The organism is Deltaproteobacteria bacterium HGW-Deltaproteobacteria-18 (assembly GCA_002841885.1).
Taxonomy (GTDB): Bacteria; Desulfobacterota; Desulfovibrionia; order Desulfovibrionales; family Desulfomicrobiaceae; genus Desulfomicrobium.
Genome location: PHBE01000002.1, coordinates 273,409 through 290,622, shown reverse-complemented (window position 1 = coordinate 290,622; position 17,214 = coordinate 273,409). Strand labels below are relative to the sequence as shown.

23 protein-coding genes are annotated in these 17,214 nt (G+C 61.7%); 18 read left to right on the top strand and 5 right to left on the bottom strand.

Features of this window, described 5'->3' with window-relative positions; translation table 11 throughout:
* Window positions 1–119 precede the first annotated feature (119 nt).
* Complete coding sequence (gene pgl / locus CVU60_02745) at window positions 120–851, top strand: 6-phosphogluconolactonase (protein ID PKN43292.1); 732 nt, start codon at window positions 120–122, stop codon at window positions 849–851.
* A gap of 84 nt (window positions 852–935) precedes the next feature.
* Here the strand turns inward: pgl and CVU60_02740 are convergent, their stop codons facing one another.
* The 4 genes from CVU60_02740 to CVU60_02725 form a co-directional block, all read right to left on the bottom strand.
* Window positions 936–1,643 (bottom strand): cytochrome C biosynthesis protein, encoded by a 708-nt coding sequence (locus CVU60_02740; protein PKN43291.1) that lies wholly within the window; start codon window positions 1,641–1,643, stop codon window positions 936–938.
* Complete coding sequence (locus CVU60_02735; protein ID PKN43290.1) at window positions 1,640–2,020, bottom strand: thiol reductase thioredoxin; 381 nt, start codon at window positions 2,018–2,020, stop codon at window positions 1,640–1,642. Before CVU60_02735 ends, CVU60_02740 begins: the two co-directional genes overlap by 4 nt.
* 106 nt (window positions 2,021–2,126) lie before the next feature.
* Window positions 2,127–2,363, bottom strand: a complete 237-nt coding sequence (locus CVU60_02730) for a thioredoxin family protein (protein PKN43289.1) — start codon at window positions 2,361–2,363, stop codon at window positions 2,127–2,129.
* 199 nt (window positions 2,364–2,562) lie between these two features.
* A complete protein-coding gene (locus tag CVU60_02725) occupies window positions 2,563–2,883 on the bottom strand; it encodes a transcriptional regulator (protein ID PKN43288.1) in 321 nt (106 codons plus the stop codon).
* Between the two features lie 172 nt (window positions 2,884–3,055).
* Here CVU60_02725 and CVU60_02720 point away from each other — a divergent pair, with 172 nt between their 5' ends.
* From CVU60_02720 to CVU60_02665, 12 genes are read left to right on the top strand one after another with little or no spacing between them, the layout of a single operon-like run.
* Complete coding sequence (locus CVU60_02720) at window positions 3,056–3,400, top strand: transcriptional regulator (protein PKN43287.1); 345 nt, start codon at window positions 3,056–3,058, stop codon at window positions 3,398–3,400.
* A gap of 9 nt (window positions 3,401–3,409) precedes the next feature.
* The gene (locus CVU60_02715) at window positions 3,410–4,711 is read left to right on the top strand and encodes a hypothetical protein (GenBank protein PKN43286.1); all 1,302 of its coding nucleotides are present in this window, start codon (window positions 3,410–3,412) and stop codon (window positions 4,709–4,711) included.
* A gap of 58 nt (window positions 4,712–4,769) precedes the next feature.
* A complete protein-coding gene (gene lgt, locus CVU60_02710) occupies window positions 4,770–5,561 on the top strand; it encodes a prolipoprotein diacylglyceryl transferase (GenBank protein PKN43285.1) in 792 nt (263 codons plus the stop codon).
* A 46-nt stretch (window positions 5,562–5,607) separates the two neighbouring features.
* Window positions 5,608–7,089, top strand: coding sequence for a F0F1 ATP synthase subunit beta (locus tag CVU60_02705; protein ID PKN43284.1), 1,482 nt, complete (start codon window positions 5,608–5,610; stop codon window positions 7,087–7,089).
* Window positions 7,079–7,462 (top strand): F0F1 ATP synthase subunit epsilon, encoded by a 384-nt coding sequence (locus tag CVU60_02700; protein ID PKN43422.1) that lies wholly within the window; start codon window positions 7,079–7,081, stop codon window positions 7,460–7,462. Before CVU60_02705 ends, CVU60_02700 begins: the two co-directional genes overlap by 11 nt.
* Window positions 7,455–7,781, top strand: coding sequence for a F0F1 ATP synthase subunit (locus tag CVU60_02695; GenBank protein PKN43283.1), 327 nt, complete (start codon window positions 7,455–7,457; stop codon window positions 7,779–7,781). Before CVU60_02700 ends, CVU60_02695 begins: the two co-directional genes overlap by 8 nt.
* Window positions 7,771–8,052 carry an ATP synthase subunit I gene (locus CVU60_02690; GenBank protein ID PKN43282.1) on the top strand — a complete coding sequence of 94 codons (282 nt, stop codon included), beginning with the start codon at window positions 7,771–7,773 and terminating at the stop codon, window positions 8,050–8,052. Before CVU60_02695 ends, CVU60_02690 begins: the two co-directional genes overlap by 11 nt.
* A complete protein-coding gene (locus CVU60_02685; GenBank protein ID PKN43281.1) occupies window positions 8,052–8,738 on the top strand; it encodes a F0F1 ATP synthase subunit A in 687 nt (228 codons plus the stop codon). Before CVU60_02690 ends, CVU60_02685 begins: the two co-directional genes overlap by 1 nt.
* A gap of 16 nt (window positions 8,739–8,754) precedes the next feature.
* Window positions 8,755–9,036, top strand: a complete 282-nt coding sequence (gene atpE / locus CVU60_02680; GenBank protein PKN43280.1) for an ATP synthase F0 subunit C — start codon at window positions 8,755–8,757, stop codon at window positions 9,034–9,036.
* Between the two features lie 2 nt (window positions 9,037–9,038).
* On the top strand, window positions 9,039–9,827 hold the full coding sequence (locus CVU60_02675) for a F0F1 ATP synthase subunit B (protein PKN43279.1): 789 nt from the start codon (window positions 9,039–9,041) through the stop codon (window positions 9,825–9,827).
* On the top strand, window positions 9,824–11,350 hold the full coding sequence (locus tag CVU60_02670; GenBank protein PKN43278.1) for a F0F1 ATP synthase subunit alpha: 1,527 nt from the start codon (window positions 9,824–9,826) through the stop codon (window positions 11,348–11,350). The genes CVU60_02675 and CVU60_02670 overlap by 4 nt, the downstream gene beginning before the upstream one ends.
* The gene (locus CVU60_02665) at window positions 11,347–12,240 is read left to right on the top strand and encodes a F0F1 ATP synthase subunit gamma (GenBank protein ID PKN43277.1); all 894 of its coding nucleotides are present in this window, start codon (window positions 11,347–11,349) and stop codon (window positions 12,238–12,240) included. The genes CVU60_02670 and CVU60_02665 overlap by 4 nt, the downstream gene beginning before the upstream one ends.
* Before the next feature lie 60 nt (window positions 12,241–12,300).
* Here the strand turns inward: CVU60_02665 and CVU60_02660 are convergent, their stop codons facing one another.
* Complete coding sequence (locus CVU60_02660; protein PKN43276.1) at window positions 12,301–13,554, bottom strand: hypothetical protein; 1,254 nt, start codon at window positions 13,552–13,554, stop codon at window positions 12,301–12,303.
* A gap of 325 nt (window positions 13,555–13,879) precedes the next feature.
* Between CVU60_02660 and CVU60_02655 the strand changes: the two genes are divergently transcribed.
* From CVU60_02655 to CVU60_02635, 5 genes are all read left to right on the top strand, one after another.
* Window positions 13,880–14,521, top strand: a complete 642-nt coding sequence (locus tag CVU60_02655; protein PKN43275.1) for a hypothetical protein — start codon at window positions 13,880–13,882, stop codon at window positions 14,519–14,521.
* 73 nt (window positions 14,522–14,594) lie between these two features.
* Complete coding sequence (locus CVU60_02650; GenBank protein PKN43274.1) at window positions 14,595–14,885, top strand: hypothetical protein; 291 nt, start codon at window positions 14,595–14,597, stop codon at window positions 14,883–14,885.
* A 91-nt stretch (window positions 14,886–14,976) separates the two neighbouring features.
* The gene (locus CVU60_02645) at window positions 14,977–15,363 is read left to right on the top strand and encodes a hypothetical protein (protein PKN43273.1); all 387 of its coding nucleotides are present in this window, start codon (window positions 14,977–14,979) and stop codon (window positions 15,361–15,363) included.
* Complete coding sequence (locus CVU60_02640) at window positions 15,360–16,517, top strand: ABC transporter permease (GenBank protein PKN43272.1); 1,158 nt, start codon at window positions 15,360–15,362, stop codon at window positions 16,515–16,517. The genes CVU60_02645 and CVU60_02640 overlap by 4 nt, the downstream gene beginning before the upstream one ends.
* The gene (locus CVU60_02635) at window positions 16,510–17,187 is read left to right on the top strand and encodes a lipoprotein-releasing system ATP-binding protein LolD (GenBank protein PKN43271.1); all 678 of its coding nucleotides are present in this window, start codon (window positions 16,510–16,512) and stop codon (window positions 17,185–17,187) included. The genes CVU60_02640 and CVU60_02635 overlap by 8 nt, the downstream gene beginning before the upstream one ends.
* Window positions 17,188–17,214: the final 27 nt, after the last annotated feature.

Sequence of the window (17,214 nt, the reverse complement as noted above, 5' to 3'; positions counted from 1 at the left end):
CACCTCTTGTTGTTTAAGATGAATAAGCGTTATTGAGTATGCTGGCTCGTCAGCGATGGTGATTTTTCCGCAGGCAACTTGTCATAAATGGTCGAGACCCAGGAAGGGGCCGGCAGGTAATGATTCACTTCAAAAGGACACATTCCATGCTCACAATCATCAAGGAAAACGATACCGACGTGATCCTGCAAAAGGCCGCCCAGTTCATTTGTCAAAAACTCCGGGATGCCCTGGCCGTGCAATCCTCCGTGAACATGGCGGTTCCTGGCGGGAGAAGCGTTGCGAAGATTTTTGATGCGATGCGCCAGGAGTTGGTCGACTGGACCCGGGTGCATTTTTTCATCGTCGACGAGAGACTTGTCCCCATCGATCATCCCGATAGCAACTACAGGCTGCTCAAGGATCACCTCATCACCCCGCTGGCGCGGGAAGGCAAAATCCCTCCGGACAACGCTCATCCTTTCATCCTGGACACGACCGCTGCGGATCGCGGAACACGGGCCTACGAAGAGGTGCTCGCGAAGCAGGGATTCCGCTACGACATCATCCTGCTCAGTTCCGGCGAGGACGGTCACGTCGGGGCTCTGTTTCCGGATCATCACTCCGTAACCGATCCGCACCACGGTTTCATCGTCATGGACGATTCGCCCAAACCGCCCCCGGAACGGATGACCTCGTCCCTGTCGCTCATGCTCACGGCTCAGACCGGGATTCTTCTTTTCACCGGCGAGTCCAAACGCGAGGCTTTCGGGAGGTTTTGCAACGCCTCGATTTCAGTATCGTCTTGTCCGGCCAGATTTTTGATCGAAATGAAGGATGCCACGGTGTTCACGGATCAGATGGAGGAATGAAGACGTCTTATGGATATTGTCAGTGCAAAGCCTGCCGCCTTGTGCAAAAGGCACCACGACGGTGGACTGCCCTGACGGGCTGGCTTAGGCTGGCAGGAACGGCCGGGCGATGAAGTAGATGCCCATGAGGCCAATGAGGATTCCGGCAATGCGTCGAAAAGCCGTGCCTCCGCGTTGCCAGGAGGCGTTGGCCATGAGGCGGCGCACCAGCGCGGTGGAACTGCCGGCGATGACGATGGGGATGCAGTGTCCAAGGCCGAAGAGGCCGATGAACAGGATGCCGGTCATGATCCTTTCCTGGACAGTGATGACGGCCAGGATGGGCGCGATGAAGCCGAAGGTGCAGGACCCCGACAGGATTCCGTAGGCCAGACCGAGCACGAAGGCTCCGCCCGTGCCACGCAGCCTGAAGCGGCCCATGAGGTTCCCGCCCATGGAGCATTTGGAGACGCCCAGCATGTCCATGGCCACCCACAACAGGACGAGCCCGACGACGATGGTCCAGTAGGGCCCCACGTCGCCGAGCATCCGGCCCAGCATGGCGCAGATCACTCCGATGGCGGCGATTGTCAGGAACAGCCCGGCGGTGAAGAGGCCCGCATAAAATGCTGCCTGCCGACCTTCGATCATTTTGTCCTGACCGGCCACGTAGCCGACGATGAGCGGGATGGAGGCCAGGTGGCAGGGGCTGAAGAGCACGCTGACCACACCCCACAGAAAGCAGCCCAGTGCCGCCAGACCCACGCCGGACCCCATCCATTCGTGGATGAGGATCAGGAACTGGTCCATTATTCTGCCCCGAGCCTGGTCAGAACCTTGATGATGTCTTCCTTGGAGAAGTATCCTTCGTGGCGCATGACTTCTGTGCCGTCCTTGTCATAGAAAATCTGGGTCGGGATGGCGCGGATGCCAAATTTCGGGGTTTCGTCCGGGTTTTTCCAGACGTCGATGAAAACGATGGCGGCCCGCCCTTCGTACTCCTCGGACAGGGATTCTATGACCGGAATCATCATCTTGCACGGGATGCAGGCTTTTGCGCCAATATCGACCATGGTGACCATGCCCTTGATGGGAACCTCCTGCGGATCGCCGGAAATGAGAGGCGAGGTTGCGGCTGCGGCGGTACAAGCGAGGAAGATGAGGGCAACGAGAAAGCGAAGGATTTTCATGAAAACTCCGTGCAGTGTATTGGCGATCGGTACGCGCCGGAAGGTAAAGCCGTTTCGCCGCGACGCATCACGGAAAAGTTCACGAAGCGTTGCGGCGAAAGGGACGCTATGCGGTCAGCCAAGCCATGACGTCGGCCTTTTTGGGTACCTTCCCCATGACCTTGACCGTGCCGTCCACGGCCACGGCCGGAGTGGTGAACACTCCGAATTTTGAGATTTCGGTGAAGTCGGTGACTTTTTCAAGACTGGCTTCGACGCCGGTTTCGGCGATGGCGGCCTCGACGATCTTGTAGGTTTCCGTGCACTTGGGGCAGCCTGGGCCCATGACGTGAACTTTTTTCATGACAGCTCCGTAAACGGTTGAAGTTTTGATTGGCCTTACGGCCAAGAATCAGTCTACTCACGATTGACATAAAAATTCAAATTCGCAGGCCTTTCAAAAATGGTGAGATGCAAGGAAGCGAAAAAATCCAGGACGCGCGGTGTATTGCGAATACATAAGCGGTCTGGATTTATTCGCTGACGCAGCAGATCGCCGTTTTTCAAAGGCCTGTCAGCCTGTCCCGGGCCGTGAGCACCGAGTCCAGGCAATGAAAGAAATTCAGCACGCAAGGCACGCGCAGGCGATAGAAAACCTGCTTGCCCCGTTTGTCGTCTTCCACGATCCCCGCGTTTTTCAGGATCGCGAGATGTTTGGAGACCGTGGACAGGTCGCGGTCAGCCAGATCGCGCAGTTCGCAGACGCAGCGTTCGCCGCGTGAGAGTTCCTCGACCATCATGAGGCGGGTCGGATGCGCCAAGGCTTTCATGACCTTTGCGCGGGCCTCGAAATCTTCCCTGGTCGGGCGCAGGTGCACGAGCATGTGAGTCTCCATTTTTTATTTGGCAATATGGCCAAGCGTTCTTCTCGTCAATTTCTTTCCCCTCCCTTTTCATGATTTCGATGAATTCAATACGATCAGCCAGATTGTGGTCGCACTTGACGAAATTTGAATGCTTGCATATTTGGCAATTTGTGCAAATGAAGGAGCGTCCATGAAAGCTGAAGACAGGAAATTTTACGAGGCCAAGGCTGCGGTCCTCAAGGCCCTGGCGCATCCGACCAGGCTTTGGATGGTTGAGCAGCTCGAAGCTGGCGAAAAATGCGTGTGCGAGTTTGCCGAAGTCATCGACGCGGATTTCTCCACCGTATCCAAGCACCTGAATGTGCTCAAGCAGGCCGGAATCGTGGCTGACGAAAAGCGGGGCAAGCAGGTCTATTACAGCCTCAAGGTCCCGTGCGTTTTGAATTTCATGCATTGCGTGGAGGCCGTGCTGTCCGCACGCGCCCTGGAACATTTCACCATGATCGGCAGGCCTGCCCGGTCGCAATCCAAATAGAGGTTCGTCATGAACTGGAAAGAAGAGTGGAAAACACTGGCCATCATCGTCACGGTCTTTCTGGCCTGCTTTTATCTGCCCGTGGGCTTGCCGCGTTTTGACAACGCCATCCTCGAAGCCTTCCATCTCGTCAAATGGTACGCCAGAGAACATGTGCTGCTGTGTCTGATACCGGCCTTCTTCATTGCCGGAGCCATCTCTGTCTTCGTCAGCCAGGGGGCGGTGATGAAGTACCTGGGAGCCAAGGCCAATAAAGTTTTGGCGTATGGCGTGGCCGCAGTCTCGGGCACTATCCTGGCAGTATGCTCCTGCACGGTGCTGCCGCTTTTCGCGGGCATCTACCGCATGGGCGCGGGCCTTGGACCCGCCTGCGCGTTCCTGTATTCAGGTCCCGCCATCAACGTGCTGGCCATCGTCATGACCGCGCGCATCCTCGGACCTGAAATGGGCATCGCACGTGCCGTGGGAGCCATCCTGTTCAGCGTGATCATCGGCCTCTTGATGCACTTCTTCTTCCGCAAGGAGGAAGCCGAGCGGCAGGTCATGCAGATGGCCATGCTGGAAGAGGAAGTGAAGCATCCCTTGTGGCAGAACGCCCTCTATTTCGCCTCCATGGTCGCCATCCTGGTCTTCGCCAACTGGGGGGCTCCCCAGACGGATTCGGGACTGTGGGCAGCCATCTATGGGGCCAAGTGGGTGCTGACTTCGGCATTCTCGGTGGCCCTGGGCATCATGCTCGTGCGCTGGTTCGATGTGAAAATATGGAAAGTGGGAACAGCCGCCATTCCAGTGGTCTTGCTGGCCGTCTTCGTTCCCGGCCAGCCGCTTCTGGCCTTCACGGCCGGGGTCATCGGGCTGTCCGCCTTCACCAGCACGGATGATGGCGAGGTCGGGGACTGGTTCTCGTCGTCCTGGGGGTTTGCCAAGCAGATCCTGCCGCTGCTGCTTTTCGGCGTGCTCATCGCGGGCGCGCTGTTGGGCCGGGTCGGCAACGAAGGCCTTATCCCTTCGCACTGGGTGGCCAGCGCCGTGGGCGGAAATTCATTCATGGCCAATTTCTTCGCCTCTTTTGCCGGTGCTTTCATGTATTTCGCCACCCTGACCGAAGTGCCCATCCTGCAAGGGCTCATCGGCTCGGGCATGGGCAAGGGGCCGGCTCTGGCCCTGCTCCTGGCCGGACCGGCTCTCAGCCTGCCGAACATGCTGGTCATCAACAGCATCATGGGCGTGAAGAAGACGGTGGTCTTCGTGACCCTGGTCATCGTCATGGCCACGTTTTCCGGGCTTCTGTACGGTTCCTTCTGGGGATGACGGCGGTTTTCCCGGAACGATTCGGGCTCGTCGATATCTTTATGGAGGACTTCTTTTCATGATCTACTGGAACGCAGACCCCATCGCCGTGAGCATCGGGCCCCTGTCCATCCACTGGTACGGGATGTTTTTCGCGGCGGCCTTTATTGCCGGGATGTGGATCATGGGTAGCATGTTCGCGCGTGAGGGGCGTTCAACCGACGACCTGGATTCGCTGCTCGGATTTGTGGTTGCCGGAACCCTTGTCGGCGCACGGCTCGGGCATTGTCTGCTCTACGATCCGGGCTATTACCTGGCCAATCCGCTGCTGATCCTCAAGATATGGGAAGGCGGGCTGGCCAGTCATGGCGGGGTGATCGGGATTCTTGCGGCCGTTGGTGTTTACGCTCGCCGCAGCGGCATGCAATTCTGGTGGCTGCTGGACCGCATTGCCGTCCCGGCCGCGCTCGGCGGGGCGTTCATCCGCATCGGAAATTTCATGAACTCCGAGATAGTCGGCGTACCGACCATAGTGCCCTGGGCCGTGATCTTCGAGCGGGTCGACGATCTGCCGCGTCATCCCGTGCAGCTTTACGAAGCCGCGGCCTATCTGCTTATTTTTGCTGTCCTTCTCCTGGCTTATCAGTCGCAAGGCCTGCGCCGTCGTCAGGGCCTGCTCGCCGGTATGTTCCTGGTCCTGGTCTTTGCCGCGCGCTTTGTCCTCGAATTCTGCAAGACACCCCAGGCGGCCTACGAATATGGCCAGTTCCTGACCGTGGGGCAGTGGCTGAGCGTGCCCTGCGTGCTGTCCGGATTCTGGCTCATGCTTCGTACATTTCGCGGGCAGGGCCAGAGCGCAAAGGGGCGCTGACCACGAAGAGGCTTGACCCTGGCCGGTGAAGGGGGGATAAGCGAACATGGACACATCGTCTCGCCGCCCCGATTCTTCCGAAACCCCTCCTGCCCTGAATCAGTCCGCTCAATCAGGAAATACGGGCCTCGTCACCGCCGTGCGCGGCAGCGTCGTGGATGTTCGTTTCGACTCCGGCCTGCCCGCCATCCGGAACATTTTGCGTGCGGGGAAGGACGGGCGCATCGTCATCGAGGTCATGTCCCACCTTGACGGAGAACACGTGCGCTGCATCGCCCTGACCCCGACCCAGGGCCTGGCCCGGGGCATGGCCGCTCACGACACGGACGGGCCCCTGATGGCACCGGTGGGGCCTGGATTGCTCTCGCGCATGTTCGACGTTTTCGGCAACGCCATGGACCAGGAGGGCGAGGTGCGCGACGTTTCACCGCGCAGCGTCCACAATCCTCCGCCAACCCTGTCGCGGCGTTCCACCAGGACGGAGATCTTCGAGACCGGGATCAAGGTCATCGACGTGCTGCTGCCCCTGGAGCGGGGCGGCAAGGCCGGGCTTTTCGGCGGGGCGGGGGTGGGCAAGACCGTCCTTCTGACCGAGATGATCCACAACATGATCGGGCATCACGAGGGAGTCAGCCTGTTCTGCGGCATCGGCGAGCGCTGCCGCGAGGGCGAAGAGCTGTACCGCGAGATGAAGGACGCCGGGGTGCTGCCGAACATGGTCATGATTTTCGGGCAGATGAACGAGCCCCCGGGCAGTCGTTTTCGCGTCTGCCACGCGGCCCTGACCATGGCCGAATACTTCCGCGACGACGAGCGCCGCGACGTGCTCCTGCTCATCGACAACATCTTCCGTTTCATCCAGGCCGGGTCGGAAATTTCGGGCATGATGGGCCAGATGCCGTCCCGCCTGGGCTACCAGCCGTCCATGGGCACGGAGCTGGCGCAGCTGCAGGAGCGCATCGCCAATACCGATACCGGCAGCATCACCTCCATCCAGGCCGTCTACGTCCCGGCCGACGATTTCACCGACCCCGCCGCAGTGCACACTTTTTCACATCTTTCGGCCTCCATCGTCCTGTCCCGCAAGCGGGCCGGCGAAGGCTTCTACCCGGCCGTGGACCCGCTGGAATCCAACTCCAAGATGGCTGCGCCGGGTGTTGTCGGCCAGCGCCATTACTCTGTCGCCCGCCAGGTGCGTCAGACCCTGGCCCAGTACGAGGATTTGAAGGACATCATCGCCATGCTCGGCCTCGAGCAACTCGCGCAGGAGGATCGCCGCGTGGTGAACCGCGCGCGGCGGCTGGAACGTTTTTTGACCCAACCCTTCTTCACCACCGAACAGTTCACCGGGCTTCCGGGCGCTTTCGTTTCTCTGGATGCGGCGCTTGAAGGGTGCGAGCGCATCCTTGGCGACGAGTTCAAGGATTATCCGGAGAGCGCCCTGTACATGATCGGCGAAGTAAGCCGGGCCAAAGAGAAAGCCGCCCGGAGCAAGGGGCAGGAGGGCCGTGATGGAAATGCGCCTTAGGATTCTGCTCCCGTTCAGGGTTTTTGAAGATGTGGGGGCCTTGCGCATCGTGGCCGAGAGCCGCGACGGTTCCTTCGGAATCCTGCCTCGGCGGCGGGATTGCGTGGTCGCGCTGGGCCCCGGTATTCTGGTTTATGAGACAACGCATGAGGAAGTTTTCGTCGCCGTGGACGAAGGTGTGCTGACCAAGACCGGGCCCAGGGTCGTAGTCAGCGTGCGCAACGCCATCGCCGGAAAGGACCTTGGGCAGTTGCGCCGGACCGTGGAAGAGGAATTCATGCATCTGGACGAAGAGGAGCGGGGGGTGCGCCGGGCCCTTGCGAGAATGGAGAGCGGCTTCATCCGCCGCATGGCCGGGTTCTACCGTGACTAGTCACGAAAATCCGCAAAAGCCGGGCCTTGAGCGCGAAGTCGATGTGCGGGCCAGACGCAAGCTGCGGGCCAGAAGTCGCGCCGGGCGGGAGGTATGGTTCGGGCTCGGGATGATGGGGATCATAGGCTGGTCGGTGAGCATCCCGACCATCCTTGGAGCGTTCCTGGGCTACTGGCTGGACCAGAATCATCCGGGCGGGCGGTCCTGGACCCTGGCCCTGCTCGTGGCAGGGCTGGTCCTGGGCTGCTGGAACGCCTGGTATTGGGTGGCCAAGGAGGACCGGGCAATCCGCGAGGAGCAGGAAGACGATGATACTTAGCGATTTCGCGCTGGCTCTTGCCGCCGGCCTTGGGCTCGGGGCCTTCTTTTTCGGCGGCCTGTGGTGGACCGCCCGCAGGGCTCTGGCCTCCAGCCGTCCTGCGGCCTGGTTCGTGGGCAGTTTCGTGGTCCGCACCGGCGTCACGCTGGGCGGGTTCTACCTGATCGGCGACGGGCGCTGGGAGCGCCTTGCGGCCTGTCTGCTCGGATTTGTCGTGGCGCGCATGGCTGCAACGCGGCTGACCAAGAGCTGTATGAACGGAGGGAAGTGATGCGTATCAGCCCCGATGCCATACTCCTGTGGCAGTACGGATTTGTGAAGATAAATGCCACCATCGCCTTCACCTGGGCGCTCATGCTGGCCATGACTCTGGCGGCGATGCTGATCACCCGCCGACTGTCCGGGGATGGTGATCGCTCGCGCTGGCAGAATCTGCTCGAGATCGTGGTCACTGCCCTGGACAGGCAGATTCGCGAAGTGGGCATTGCCAGCCCCCGGGACTATCTGGGTTTTCTGGCCACTCTTTTTCTTTTCGTGGCCCTTGCCTCCCTGTGCTCCGTCATTCCCGGCTATGCTGCGCCCACGGCTTCGCTGTCCACCACCACGGCCCTGGCCCTGTGCGTGTTCGTGGCCGTGCCGCTGTACGGCATCCGCAAGCAGGGACTGCGTAGTTACCTGGCCTCCTATGCCCAGCCGACCCCGTTCATGCTGCCTTTCAATGTCATCGGCGAGCTTTCCCGCACCATGGCCCTGGCCGTGCGCCTTTTCGGCAACATGATGAGCGGGGCCATGATCGCGGCCATCCTGCTGCTGGTCACCCCGATTTTCTTTCCCATCGTCATGACCGCGCTTGGGCTGCTGACCGGCATGATCCAGGCCTATATTTTCTTCATCCTGGCCACGGTCTACATCGCGGCCGCCACCACCGTCTCGGCCCGCAGGGAGACAACCAAATGACCACAAAGGAGAGAACATGGACAGCATGACCCTCATCGCCGTAGCCTCCATCATCACCGCCGGCCTGACCACGGGCATCGGTTGCCTTGGTCCGGCCCTGGGCGAGGGCCGCGCGGTGGCCCAGGCCCTGACCGCCCTGGCGCAGCAGCCCGACGCCTCCATGACCATCACCCGCACCCTCTTTGTCGGCGTGGCCATGATCGAGTCCACGGCCATCTACTGCTTCGTGCTGTCCATGATCCTGCTCTTCGCCAATCCGTTCTGGACCCATGCCGTCGGGCAGGCAGCGGGGCAGTAGCCATGCTCATCGACTGGTTCACCGTCGGCGCGCAGGTCGTCAATTTTCTCGTCCTGGTCTGGCTCATGAAGCGTTTTCTTTACAAGCCGATCCTTGGCGCCATCGACGCCCGCGAGGAACGCATCGCCAGGGAACTGGCCGATGGCGAAAGGATGCAGGCCGAGGCCGCCCGCGAGCGGGAGGAATTCGAGCGCCGAAAAAAGGCCCTGGAAGACACCCGCGACGAGCTTCTGGAAACTGCCAGGAATGAAGCCAGGGACGAACGACAGAAGCTCCTGGGCCAGGCGCGGGTGGACGCCGAAGCCGAGCGCGCAAGGCAGGGCGAGGCCCTGAAACGGGACCGGGACTGCCTGCTCGATGAGATGGCCCGGCGCACGCGGGAGGAAACCTACGCCATTGCGCGCAAGACCCTGTCCGACCTGGCAGGGGCGAGTTTCGATGAGCGTGCCAGTCTGGTCTTCGCGCAGCGGGTCCGCTCCCTGGACGAGCCTTCGCGCTCCGATCTGATCGCCGATGCCAAGTCCGGACCGTTGCGGGTGCGCAGTGCTTTTGAGTTGTCCGAAGAAAGCAGGGCCGCTGTGCGTTCAGCTCTGGAGGACGTCCTGGAAGGGAGCGCGAAGGTGTACTTTGAAACCGATCCGGACCTCATCGGCGGCATCGAGATCCTGACCGGTAACCGCAAGATTTCCTGGAGCATAGAGGAATATCTGGCCCGGATGCAAAAGAGCATGGACGAGCTGTTTTCCGTTTCCGAAGCTGTCGCTCCCGCAGACGGAGGGAGGGACGCATGACCTGCTCCCTTGCCGACACCCTGGACAGGACCTTCCGGAACCTGCGCAAGGCTCGCGAGGATTTTGTCCCGACGCATGACGCGAGGGAGATCGGCAATATCGTCAGCGTCTCTCCGGGCATTGCGAGGGTGTCGGGGCTGCCCGGCGTTGAATTCGAGGAGATGCTGGCCTTCCCGGGACGGATTTTCGGCATCGCCTTCAATCTGGACGCAGACGAGATCGGCGTGGTGCTGCTTGGCGATCACGGGCATCTGTGTGCGGGCGACACCGTGGAGCGTACGGGGCGGGTCATGGATGTGCCCGTGGGCGACATGCTGCTGGGCCGGGTCGTCGACCCGCTCGGTCTCCCCCTGGACAACCTGGGGCCGCTGATCAGCGAAAAGCGCCTGCCCATCGAACGCCCGGCTCCACCCATCATGGATCGAGCGCCGGTGACCGAGCCGCTCCTGACCGGCATCAAGGTCATCGACGCCCTCATCCCCATCGGGCGCGGGCAGCGCGAACTGATCCTTGGCGACCGCCAGACCGGCAAGTCGGCCATTGCCCTCGACGCCATCCTCAACCAGCATGACAAGGATGTCGTCTGCGTCTATTGCACCATCGGGCAGCGTGCCGCGTCCACGGCCAAGGCGGTGGCCATGCTGAAGGAAAGGGGAGCAATGCGCTACACGGTGGTGGTCGTGGCCGAAGGCGGCGATCCGCCGGGCATGTCCTACATCGCGCCCTATGCGGCCACCAGCATTGCCGAACATTTCATGGAACAGGGCCGCGACGTGCTCATCGTCTACGACGACCTGACCCATCACGCCCGGTCCTACCGCGAACTGTCGCTGCTGCTGCGCAGGCCTCCGGGGCGCGAGGCCTTTCCCGGTGACATTTTCTACATCCATTCGCGGCTGCTGGAGCGGGCCACGCACCTGCGTCCGGAACGCGGTGGCGGATCCCTCACCGCACTGCCCGTCATCGAGACCGAGGCCCAGAACATGGCCGCCTACATTCCCACCAACCTTATCTCCATCACCGACGGTCAGATCAGCCTCTCGCCGACGTTGTTCCATCTGGGCGTGCTGCCGGCCGTGGATGTCGGCACGTCGGTCTCGCGGGTGGGCGGAAAGGCCCAGCGCCCAGCCTACCGCGCGGTGGCCGGGGACCTGAAGCTGGCCTACGCCCAGTTTGAGGAACTTGAGACCTTTGCCCGCTTCGGTGCGCGTCTCGATGACGCCAGCCTTGAAACCCTGGCGCATGGGCGGCGCCTGCGGGCCTGCCTGCGGCAACCGGAATTCGCCCCCGTGCCCATGCCGGAGCAACTGGCTTTACTTCTGGCCCTGACCTCTGATCTGTTCCGCGCTGTCCCGCTTCCGCGCATGGCCGAAGCCGAGCAGGCCGTGCGCCAGGCTGTGGCTTTGGCTTCCGGGAGCATGCTGGAACGTCTGGACCGCGAGAGCCTGTCGGACGATGACCGGGACGCTTTGCTCCGCATGGCCCGGCAGGCGCTCCTCGACGCGGGGCTGACCGAGCCATGAGCGGGACTGCCCAGGGCCTGCGCCGTAAAATCCGCAGCGCCGGCGATCTGCATTCCGTGGTCCGGGCCATGAAGGCCATGGCCTCGTCCAATATCGTGCGCTACGAGCAGGCGGTGCGTGCACTGGAAGAATATGCCCACAGCGTGAGACTGGGGCTGGGGTTGGCGCTGCGCGAAGCGGGGCGACAGCCTGCCGCCAGTGCGGAAGGCAAGGCCAGTGGCGGAAGGGCGACGGGCGTGATCGTGCTCGGCTCGGACCAGGGTCTGGTGGGGCAGTTCAACGAGGCCGTGGCGGAACAGGCCAAAAAGTTCCTGGAAGGTCTGACGCAGGTTCCCGTTGTGTGGGCCATGGGCGAGCGGGTTCAGGGTTTCCTGCAGGAGGCGGATCTGGATGTCGCGGGGTTGTTCCCGGCGCCGAATACAGTGGAGGCCATCACCCCGCTCATCGGGCGCATCCTGGCCGAGATCGAGTCCCGGCTCGGCTATGGTGCGCAGGTGCATCTTTTTTACAACAGCCAAAACGCCGGCACGCAGTGCACTCCCCGTCACCTGCAGCTGCTGCCTCTGGATGGGGAGTGGCGCCAGCGCTACGGCAGCATGGCATGGCCCACAAAAATCCTGCCGGAGATCGCGGGCGATCCGGAGCGCACTCTGCGCGCACTGGTGCGCGAATATGTTTTCGTGTCCCTTTTCCGGGCCTGCGCCGAATCCCTGGCCGCAGAGAACGCGAGCCGCCTGGTGGCCATGCAGCGGGCGGAGAAGAATATCGCGGAGCTGCTTGCCGACATGTCCGGGGCTTTTCATCGCTTGCGCCAGGCCGGGATCGATGCGGAGCTTTTTGACGTTATTGCGGGCTTTGAAGCCCTGTCGCAGGAAGGGGCGAAGTCCTAGCCGCAGCTTGTTCGCGCTTCAAAAAGAACTGCTCGCGTGGTTGCCTGGGCGAGGGACAATTCAGATCTCTTTGGCCAGCCTGTCCATCGGAAGAATCTGTTCGGCCTGCCCCTCGTGCAGGTAGAACGCCCCGAGCAGGCCGTCATCGATGGGGTTGCCGTACAGGCCTCGTTTCAGGGCGGAGATCTCTTCCGGCAGATAGCGGCCGTACATCTTGATGGGGAGCTCCGGAACGTGGACCGTGGGCGAAGACGCCAGCGCCAGCATGTATTCGATGAGATAGCCCGCGTTCTGCCCCAGGGGGCCGCGATATTCCTGCCTCTGCCGCAGCCGCAGCACGCGCAGTTCATGGATGGAGCGGCCGAACTCCGCCTCCATGAGTTCTTCCGGCGTAGTCAGGATGAGCTCGATGCGCACCGAATCCGCGCCTTGTTCCACGTACCCGGCTATATTGCGCCGTATCTCGTCCCGGTCCAGACCCCGCCTGCGGGCCACGTCCCAATCCATTTCGGCAAGCCTGGCGGTCAGCACATCCGTGGGAGGCAGGGCAACATCCAGCAGCAGATTGATGGCGTTGTAGTTGCCGGTGTGCTTTTCAATTTCTGCGATATGCATCCCGGCTTCGTCCCCCAGCATGCCCGGAAGACGGTCAAGGGTCTCCTGAGGCGCGATGATCTTGAATCCGATGATGTCATTTATGGTCAGGGACTCGGTATTGATCTGGACGGTCCTGTCCATGAAACTGCGCGCCACGGCCTCTTCCGCCTGAACGAAATCGTCCTGCATGGCCTCTTGCGAACTCAGCAGCGCATCAAGGGGCACGCCGGCCTGCGTGGCACGCAACCCGGCAAAGTGGCGGGCCTTGCCCCGGATTTCCCGGTACAGCGCCTCCACCAGTCTGAATGACACTTTTTCCGCCACGCGGGCCATGCGCTTGATGCGGCCAAGCGCAAGCAGTCGGGAATCATCATCGGTGATGACCAGGGCGTCGATGGGCAGGTAGGGGAAGAAATATTTGGGGTTCCTGCGAAAATCGGCTGCCAGTTCATTCATGCGCGGTGTGAGCGCCCCGATGTGCGTGATGATGCGCTCGCGTAGTTCCTGCTTGAAGCGGATGCGCCGGGCATGCAGCCTGGTGTTCCAAAATCCTCCCAGCAGACGCAGGACGCGTTCGATGACCAGGGTCGAAATGGCGCTCTCATAGACAAAAATCCGGGTCAGCGTTTCCCCGTCGTCAGGTTGGAAATCGTCATTCATCCAGCGCATGGTCAGGTCGAAAAGTTCGTCCCGATGGGTCATGGCGGTCAGGTACATTGGGGCTCCGATATTTTCGGGGATCGCGGCGTGATGCGTCTTTGTCGCATAAACCCTACCCCAACACGCACTGCCTGTCGAACCGATTGCGTCTTGAATGGATGCTTTGCAGGTGCCCCTGCTGCTGTGTTCGATGTGCAATTTTGAGTGTTCGGCTGTGCAGCCAGTGTGCAGAATTTTGTTTTTCTTGATTTTTTTTCTTTTGAACTGCGGTAGTGGCGGTCTCCCCGGCTGGTCCGAAGCTTGCTTGGGGCACTGATGCGCTCCGGACGGTCCGGTCCGTATCCGCCCGAATCCGGGTCAAAATTTCAGACAAGGAGAATGCATGGCAAAATCATCGGCAAAACAGCAGCCCGGCAAAAAGAACAATGCCCTGGTTTACGGAATCGTGATCCTGATGGCCGGGGCGCTCATAGGCGTCGCTTTCAGCACGGCCTTCCATTCCACCAAGGGACAGGGCGATGCTCCTGTCCAGACCCAGGGCAATGACATGCTTGGCCAGATCAAGGTCTATTCCGATCGCGTGGCCCTGAACCCGCAGGACGTGAACGGCTGGATCACCCTCGGCAACCTCTATTTCGACACGGGGCAGCCCGCCAAATCCGTCGAGGCCTATAGCCGCGCCCTTGAGATCAGCCCTGGTAATCCCAACGTGCTGACGGACATGGGCGTCATGCATCGCTCATTGGGCGAATTCCAGAAGGCCCTGGATGCCTTCGCCAAGGCCATCGCCGTGAATCCCCGGCATGAAACGGCGCGCATGAACACAGGCATCGTGCTGCTCTACGACCTCGGCGACAAGGAAGGCGCCATCGCGGCCTGGCAGGATTTGCTGCGCATCAACCCACAGGCTGTGAACGCCAACGGCACGCCCATCGCGGACATTCTGCGCGAGATGACCGGCGCGGCGCAGGACGCGGGCGGCGGACAGAAATTGCTCGGCCCCAAGACCAACCCCGCCGGCTGACCGGCGACGTGAAGCCATGAATAAACGCGGACACGGAAACCTGTGGCATAGTCGTCTCTTTGGAGTCGTCCTGGTGCCGCTGCTTGCGCTCACGCTTATCTGCGTCTCCGTGTCCACGGTGGTTTTTCTGCACAGCCTGGAAAAGGCCTGCTGCAGCGAGGACTGCTCCCCGGAGCCCGTCACCGAGACGGCCGAGTGCGCCGATTCGGTCTGCGGGATGATTTCCGGCTTTCTATCGTTTCTGCCTGAACAGGCTTTCCCCGTGACCGTCAGCCGCACCGCGAGCCGTTTCGATTGGCAGCTCGTCCTGGCTGCGCCCGACCCTGTTCTGCGTGCCGCCGAATTCCCTCCTGAATTCATCTGATCCTTTCCTGATTCTCTTTTTTTGAGGCCGCCGGTACGCACAGAGTCGCGATCCGGCGATCGTTTCCCATTTTCTTTTCAGGAGTGAATTCATGCGCATTGTTGCGATTTGCGGAATTTTTCTGGTCGGCATGGCTCTCTTTGTCACAGGTTGTGAAAAAAACAGCCCGCCTCTGGGCGTGGGGCAGGTGGTGTCGGACCCCGGCGCTTTCAGCGGATCCATGGATGTCATCGGGATCGCCTATGCCTATTCCAGCTCGGACCCTGGCGTCATGGGCATCATGGACCTGGGCGAATTGAAGTGTGCAAGCCCGGGCTGCACCAAGGCGCTGCTTCCGGTCAGGCTCGGCGACACGCGTCCGGCCATTGGCGATGAGGTCAGGGTTACAGGTGTTATGGTCAAGGACGCCACGGGATACATGTTCAAGGCGGATGCGGTGCAGATCCTGGCGCGGCACAACCTGGAGGCCTTCAAATGACCCCGACAAAACTTGTTTTCAAGAACATCGTCCGTCGTCGGGGGCGGTTCGTTTTCACCCTTCTCGGCATAATCATCGGCATGGCCTCTTTTGTGACCTTCGTGGCGCTGGGCGGAAGCCTCACTGCGCAGATCAACAAGGAGTCCGCCGCCCTGGGCGCGAACCTGGTCGTCACTCCCAAGGGCAGCTGCGCCTTCGAGCAGGTCTCGATCCTGACCGGCGAACAGCTGCCGACCACCATTACCGCCGAAGAGGTCGCGGCCATCCGCGCAATCCCCGGCATGACGGCCATTCCCTTCCTGGCCGAACGTTCGGCCATCCAGAACCGCCCGGTTTCCGTGCTGGGCGTTCCGACCGAGGAGTCACTGCCGTTCAAGGGGTGGCGTATCGCGGACGGACGTTACTTCAACGCTCCAGGCGAACGCGGCGCGTTGCTCGGCGCGGTGGTGGCCGGGCAGTTCGGCCTTGGGCCGGGCGGAGAAGTGGCGATCCGCGGGACGCAGTTGCCGGTGCTCGGGGTGCTCGAAGAGACGGGCGGCAAGGACGACCTGACCGTGTTCCTGCCACTGCCGGTGGCGCAGGCGCTCTACGATCAGCAGGATCGCGTCTCGTACGTGGCGGTGCGGGTGGACCGCCTGGAAGAGGTCGATGCCTATGCGCTGAGGATCAAGGATGTGGTCAGCCTCGGCGTGGTCTCGGACAAGCAGATGCTGGCCTCGGTCCTGTCCATCGTGGGCACGGTCAGCGTGACCCTGCAGCTCATCGCGGCGGTGGCCGTGCTGGCGGCGGCCTTCGGGATCGTCAATACCATGATGACCGCGACCTACGAGCGCAAGCGCGAGATCGGCATCCTGCAGGCGATGGGCGCGACCAGGGGGACGATCTTTCGCCTCTTCCTGCTCGAATCCGGGATCTACGGGCTGCTGGGCGGCATCGGCGGAGCCGCGCTGGGTTTGGTGGCGTCCATGCTCGCGACCCCGCTCATCAGCCAGAACGCGGCCTCGTCCTTCGTCAAGGGTGCGCAGGGCGGGGTTGATCCGCTCATGCTGGCCGGGGCCGTGCTCTTTTCGACGCTCATCGCCATGCTTTCCGGGCTCTATCCCGCATGGCGCGCGTCCAGACTTTCACCGGTGGAGGCCATCAGCTATGAATGATTCAATCATAAAGGCCCAGGGCCTGACCAAGACCTATGGCCAGGGCGCAAGCCTGACCCAGGCCCTGCGCGGCGTGGACCTTGAAATCGCGCGCGGCGGCCTGACCTGCATCGTCGGTCCTTCCGGGCACGGCAAATCGACGCTCATGCATCTGCTCGGGGGGCTGGATCGCCCCGGCAGCGGGCGGGTCGATCTCGACGGACAGGACATGTTCACGCTGGGCGACGGCGAGTTGGCCGCGCTGCGTTCGCGCAAGATCGGGTTCGTGTTCCAGTTCTTCAACCTGCTGCAGAGCCTCACGGCCCTGGAAAATGTGGAAACGGCCCTGATGCTGGGCGCCGTTTCCGAGAGGCGGCAAAAAGAGCGGGCCGAGGAACTGTTGGCGCTGGTCGGGCTTTCGGACAAGATGCATTCCAAGCCGGGGCAGCTTTCCGGCGGGCAGCAGCAGCGCGTTGCCATTGCCAGGGCCCTGGCCAACGACCCGCCGGTGCTGCTCATGGACGAGCCCACGGGTAACCTGGACTCGGCCGCGGAGGCGGAGGTGCTGGGCGTGCTTGAAGATCTCGTCCAAAAGGGCAAGACCATCATCCTTGTCACGCACAGCGCCGACATCGCCGCCCGTGCCGACACCCTGGTGCGGGTGCGCGACGGCGTGATCTGTCATGGATGAGGCTGGGTGACCACCGGGGGCGCAAAT

Coding starts and splice junctions, on each gene's coding strand:
- pgl (PKN43292.1), top strand. CDS start 120: ATGATTCACTTCAAAAGGACACATTCCATGCTCACAATCATCAAGGAA.
- CVU60_02735 (PKN43290.1), bottom strand. CDS start 2,020: ATGAAAATCCTTCGCTTTCTCGTTGCCCTCATCTTCCTCGCTTGTACC.
- CVU60_02730 (PKN43289.1), bottom strand. CDS start 2,363: ATGAAAAAAGTTCACGTCATGGGCCCAGGCTGCCCCAAGTGCACGGAA.
- CVU60_02725 (PKN43288.1), bottom strand. CDS start 2,883: ATGCTCGTGCACCTGCGCCCGACCAGGGAAGATTTCGAGGCCCGCGCA.
- CVU60_02720 (PKN43287.1), top strand. CDS start 3,056: ATGAAAGCTGAAGACAGGAAATTTTACGAGGCCAAGGCTGCGGTCCTC.
- CVU60_02715 (PKN43286.1), top strand. CDS start 3,410: ATGAACTGGAAAGAAGAGTGGAAAACACTGGCCATCATCGTCACGGTC.
- lgt (PKN43285.1), top strand. CDS start 4,770: ATGATCTACTGGAACGCAGACCCCATCGCCGTGAGCATCGGGCCCCTG.
- CVU60_02705 (PKN43284.1), top strand. CDS start 5,608: ATGGACACATCGTCTCGCCGCCCCGATTCTTCCGAAACCCCTCCTGCC.
- CVU60_02700 (PKN43422.1), top strand. CDS start 7,079: ATGCGCCTTAGGATTCTGCTCCCGTTCAGGGTTTTTGAAGATGTGGGG.
- CVU60_02690 (PKN43282.1), top strand. CDS start 7,771: ATGATACTTAGCGATTTCGCGCTGGCTCTTGCCGCCGGCCTTGGGCTC.
- CVU60_02685 (PKN43281.1), top strand. CDS start 8,052: ATGCGTATCAGCCCCGATGCCATACTCCTGTGGCAGTACGGATTTGTG.
- atpE (PKN43280.1), top strand. CDS start 8,755: ATGGACAGCATGACCCTCATCGCCGTAGCCTCCATCATCACCGCCGGC.
- CVU60_02675 (PKN43279.1), top strand. CDS start 9,039: ATGCTCATCGACTGGTTCACCGTCGGCGCGCAGGTCGTCAATTTTCTC.
- CVU60_02670 (PKN43278.1), top strand. CDS start 9,824: ATGACCTGCTCCCTTGCCGACACCCTGGACAGGACCTTCCGGAACCTG.
- CVU60_02665 (PKN43277.1), top strand. CDS start 11,347: ATGAGCGGGACTGCCCAGGGCCTGCGCCGTAAAATCCGCAGCGCCGGC.
- CVU60_02660 (PKN43276.1), bottom strand. CDS start 13,554: ATGTACCTGACCGCCATGACCCATCGGGACGAACTTTTCGACCTGACC.
- CVU60_02655 (PKN43275.1), top strand. CDS start 13,880: ATGGCAAAATCATCGGCAAAACAGCAGCCCGGCAAAAAGAACAATGCC.
- CVU60_02645 (PKN43273.1), top strand. CDS start 14,977: ATGCGCATTGTTGCGATTTGCGGAATTTTTCTGGTCGGCATGGCTCTC.
- CVU60_02640 (PKN43272.1), top strand. CDS start 15,360: ATGACCCCGACAAAACTTGTTTTCAAGAACATCGTCCGTCGTCGGGGG.
- CVU60_02635 (PKN43271.1), top strand. CDS start 16,510: ATGAATGATTCAATCATAAAGGCCCAGGGCCTGACCAAGACCTATGGC.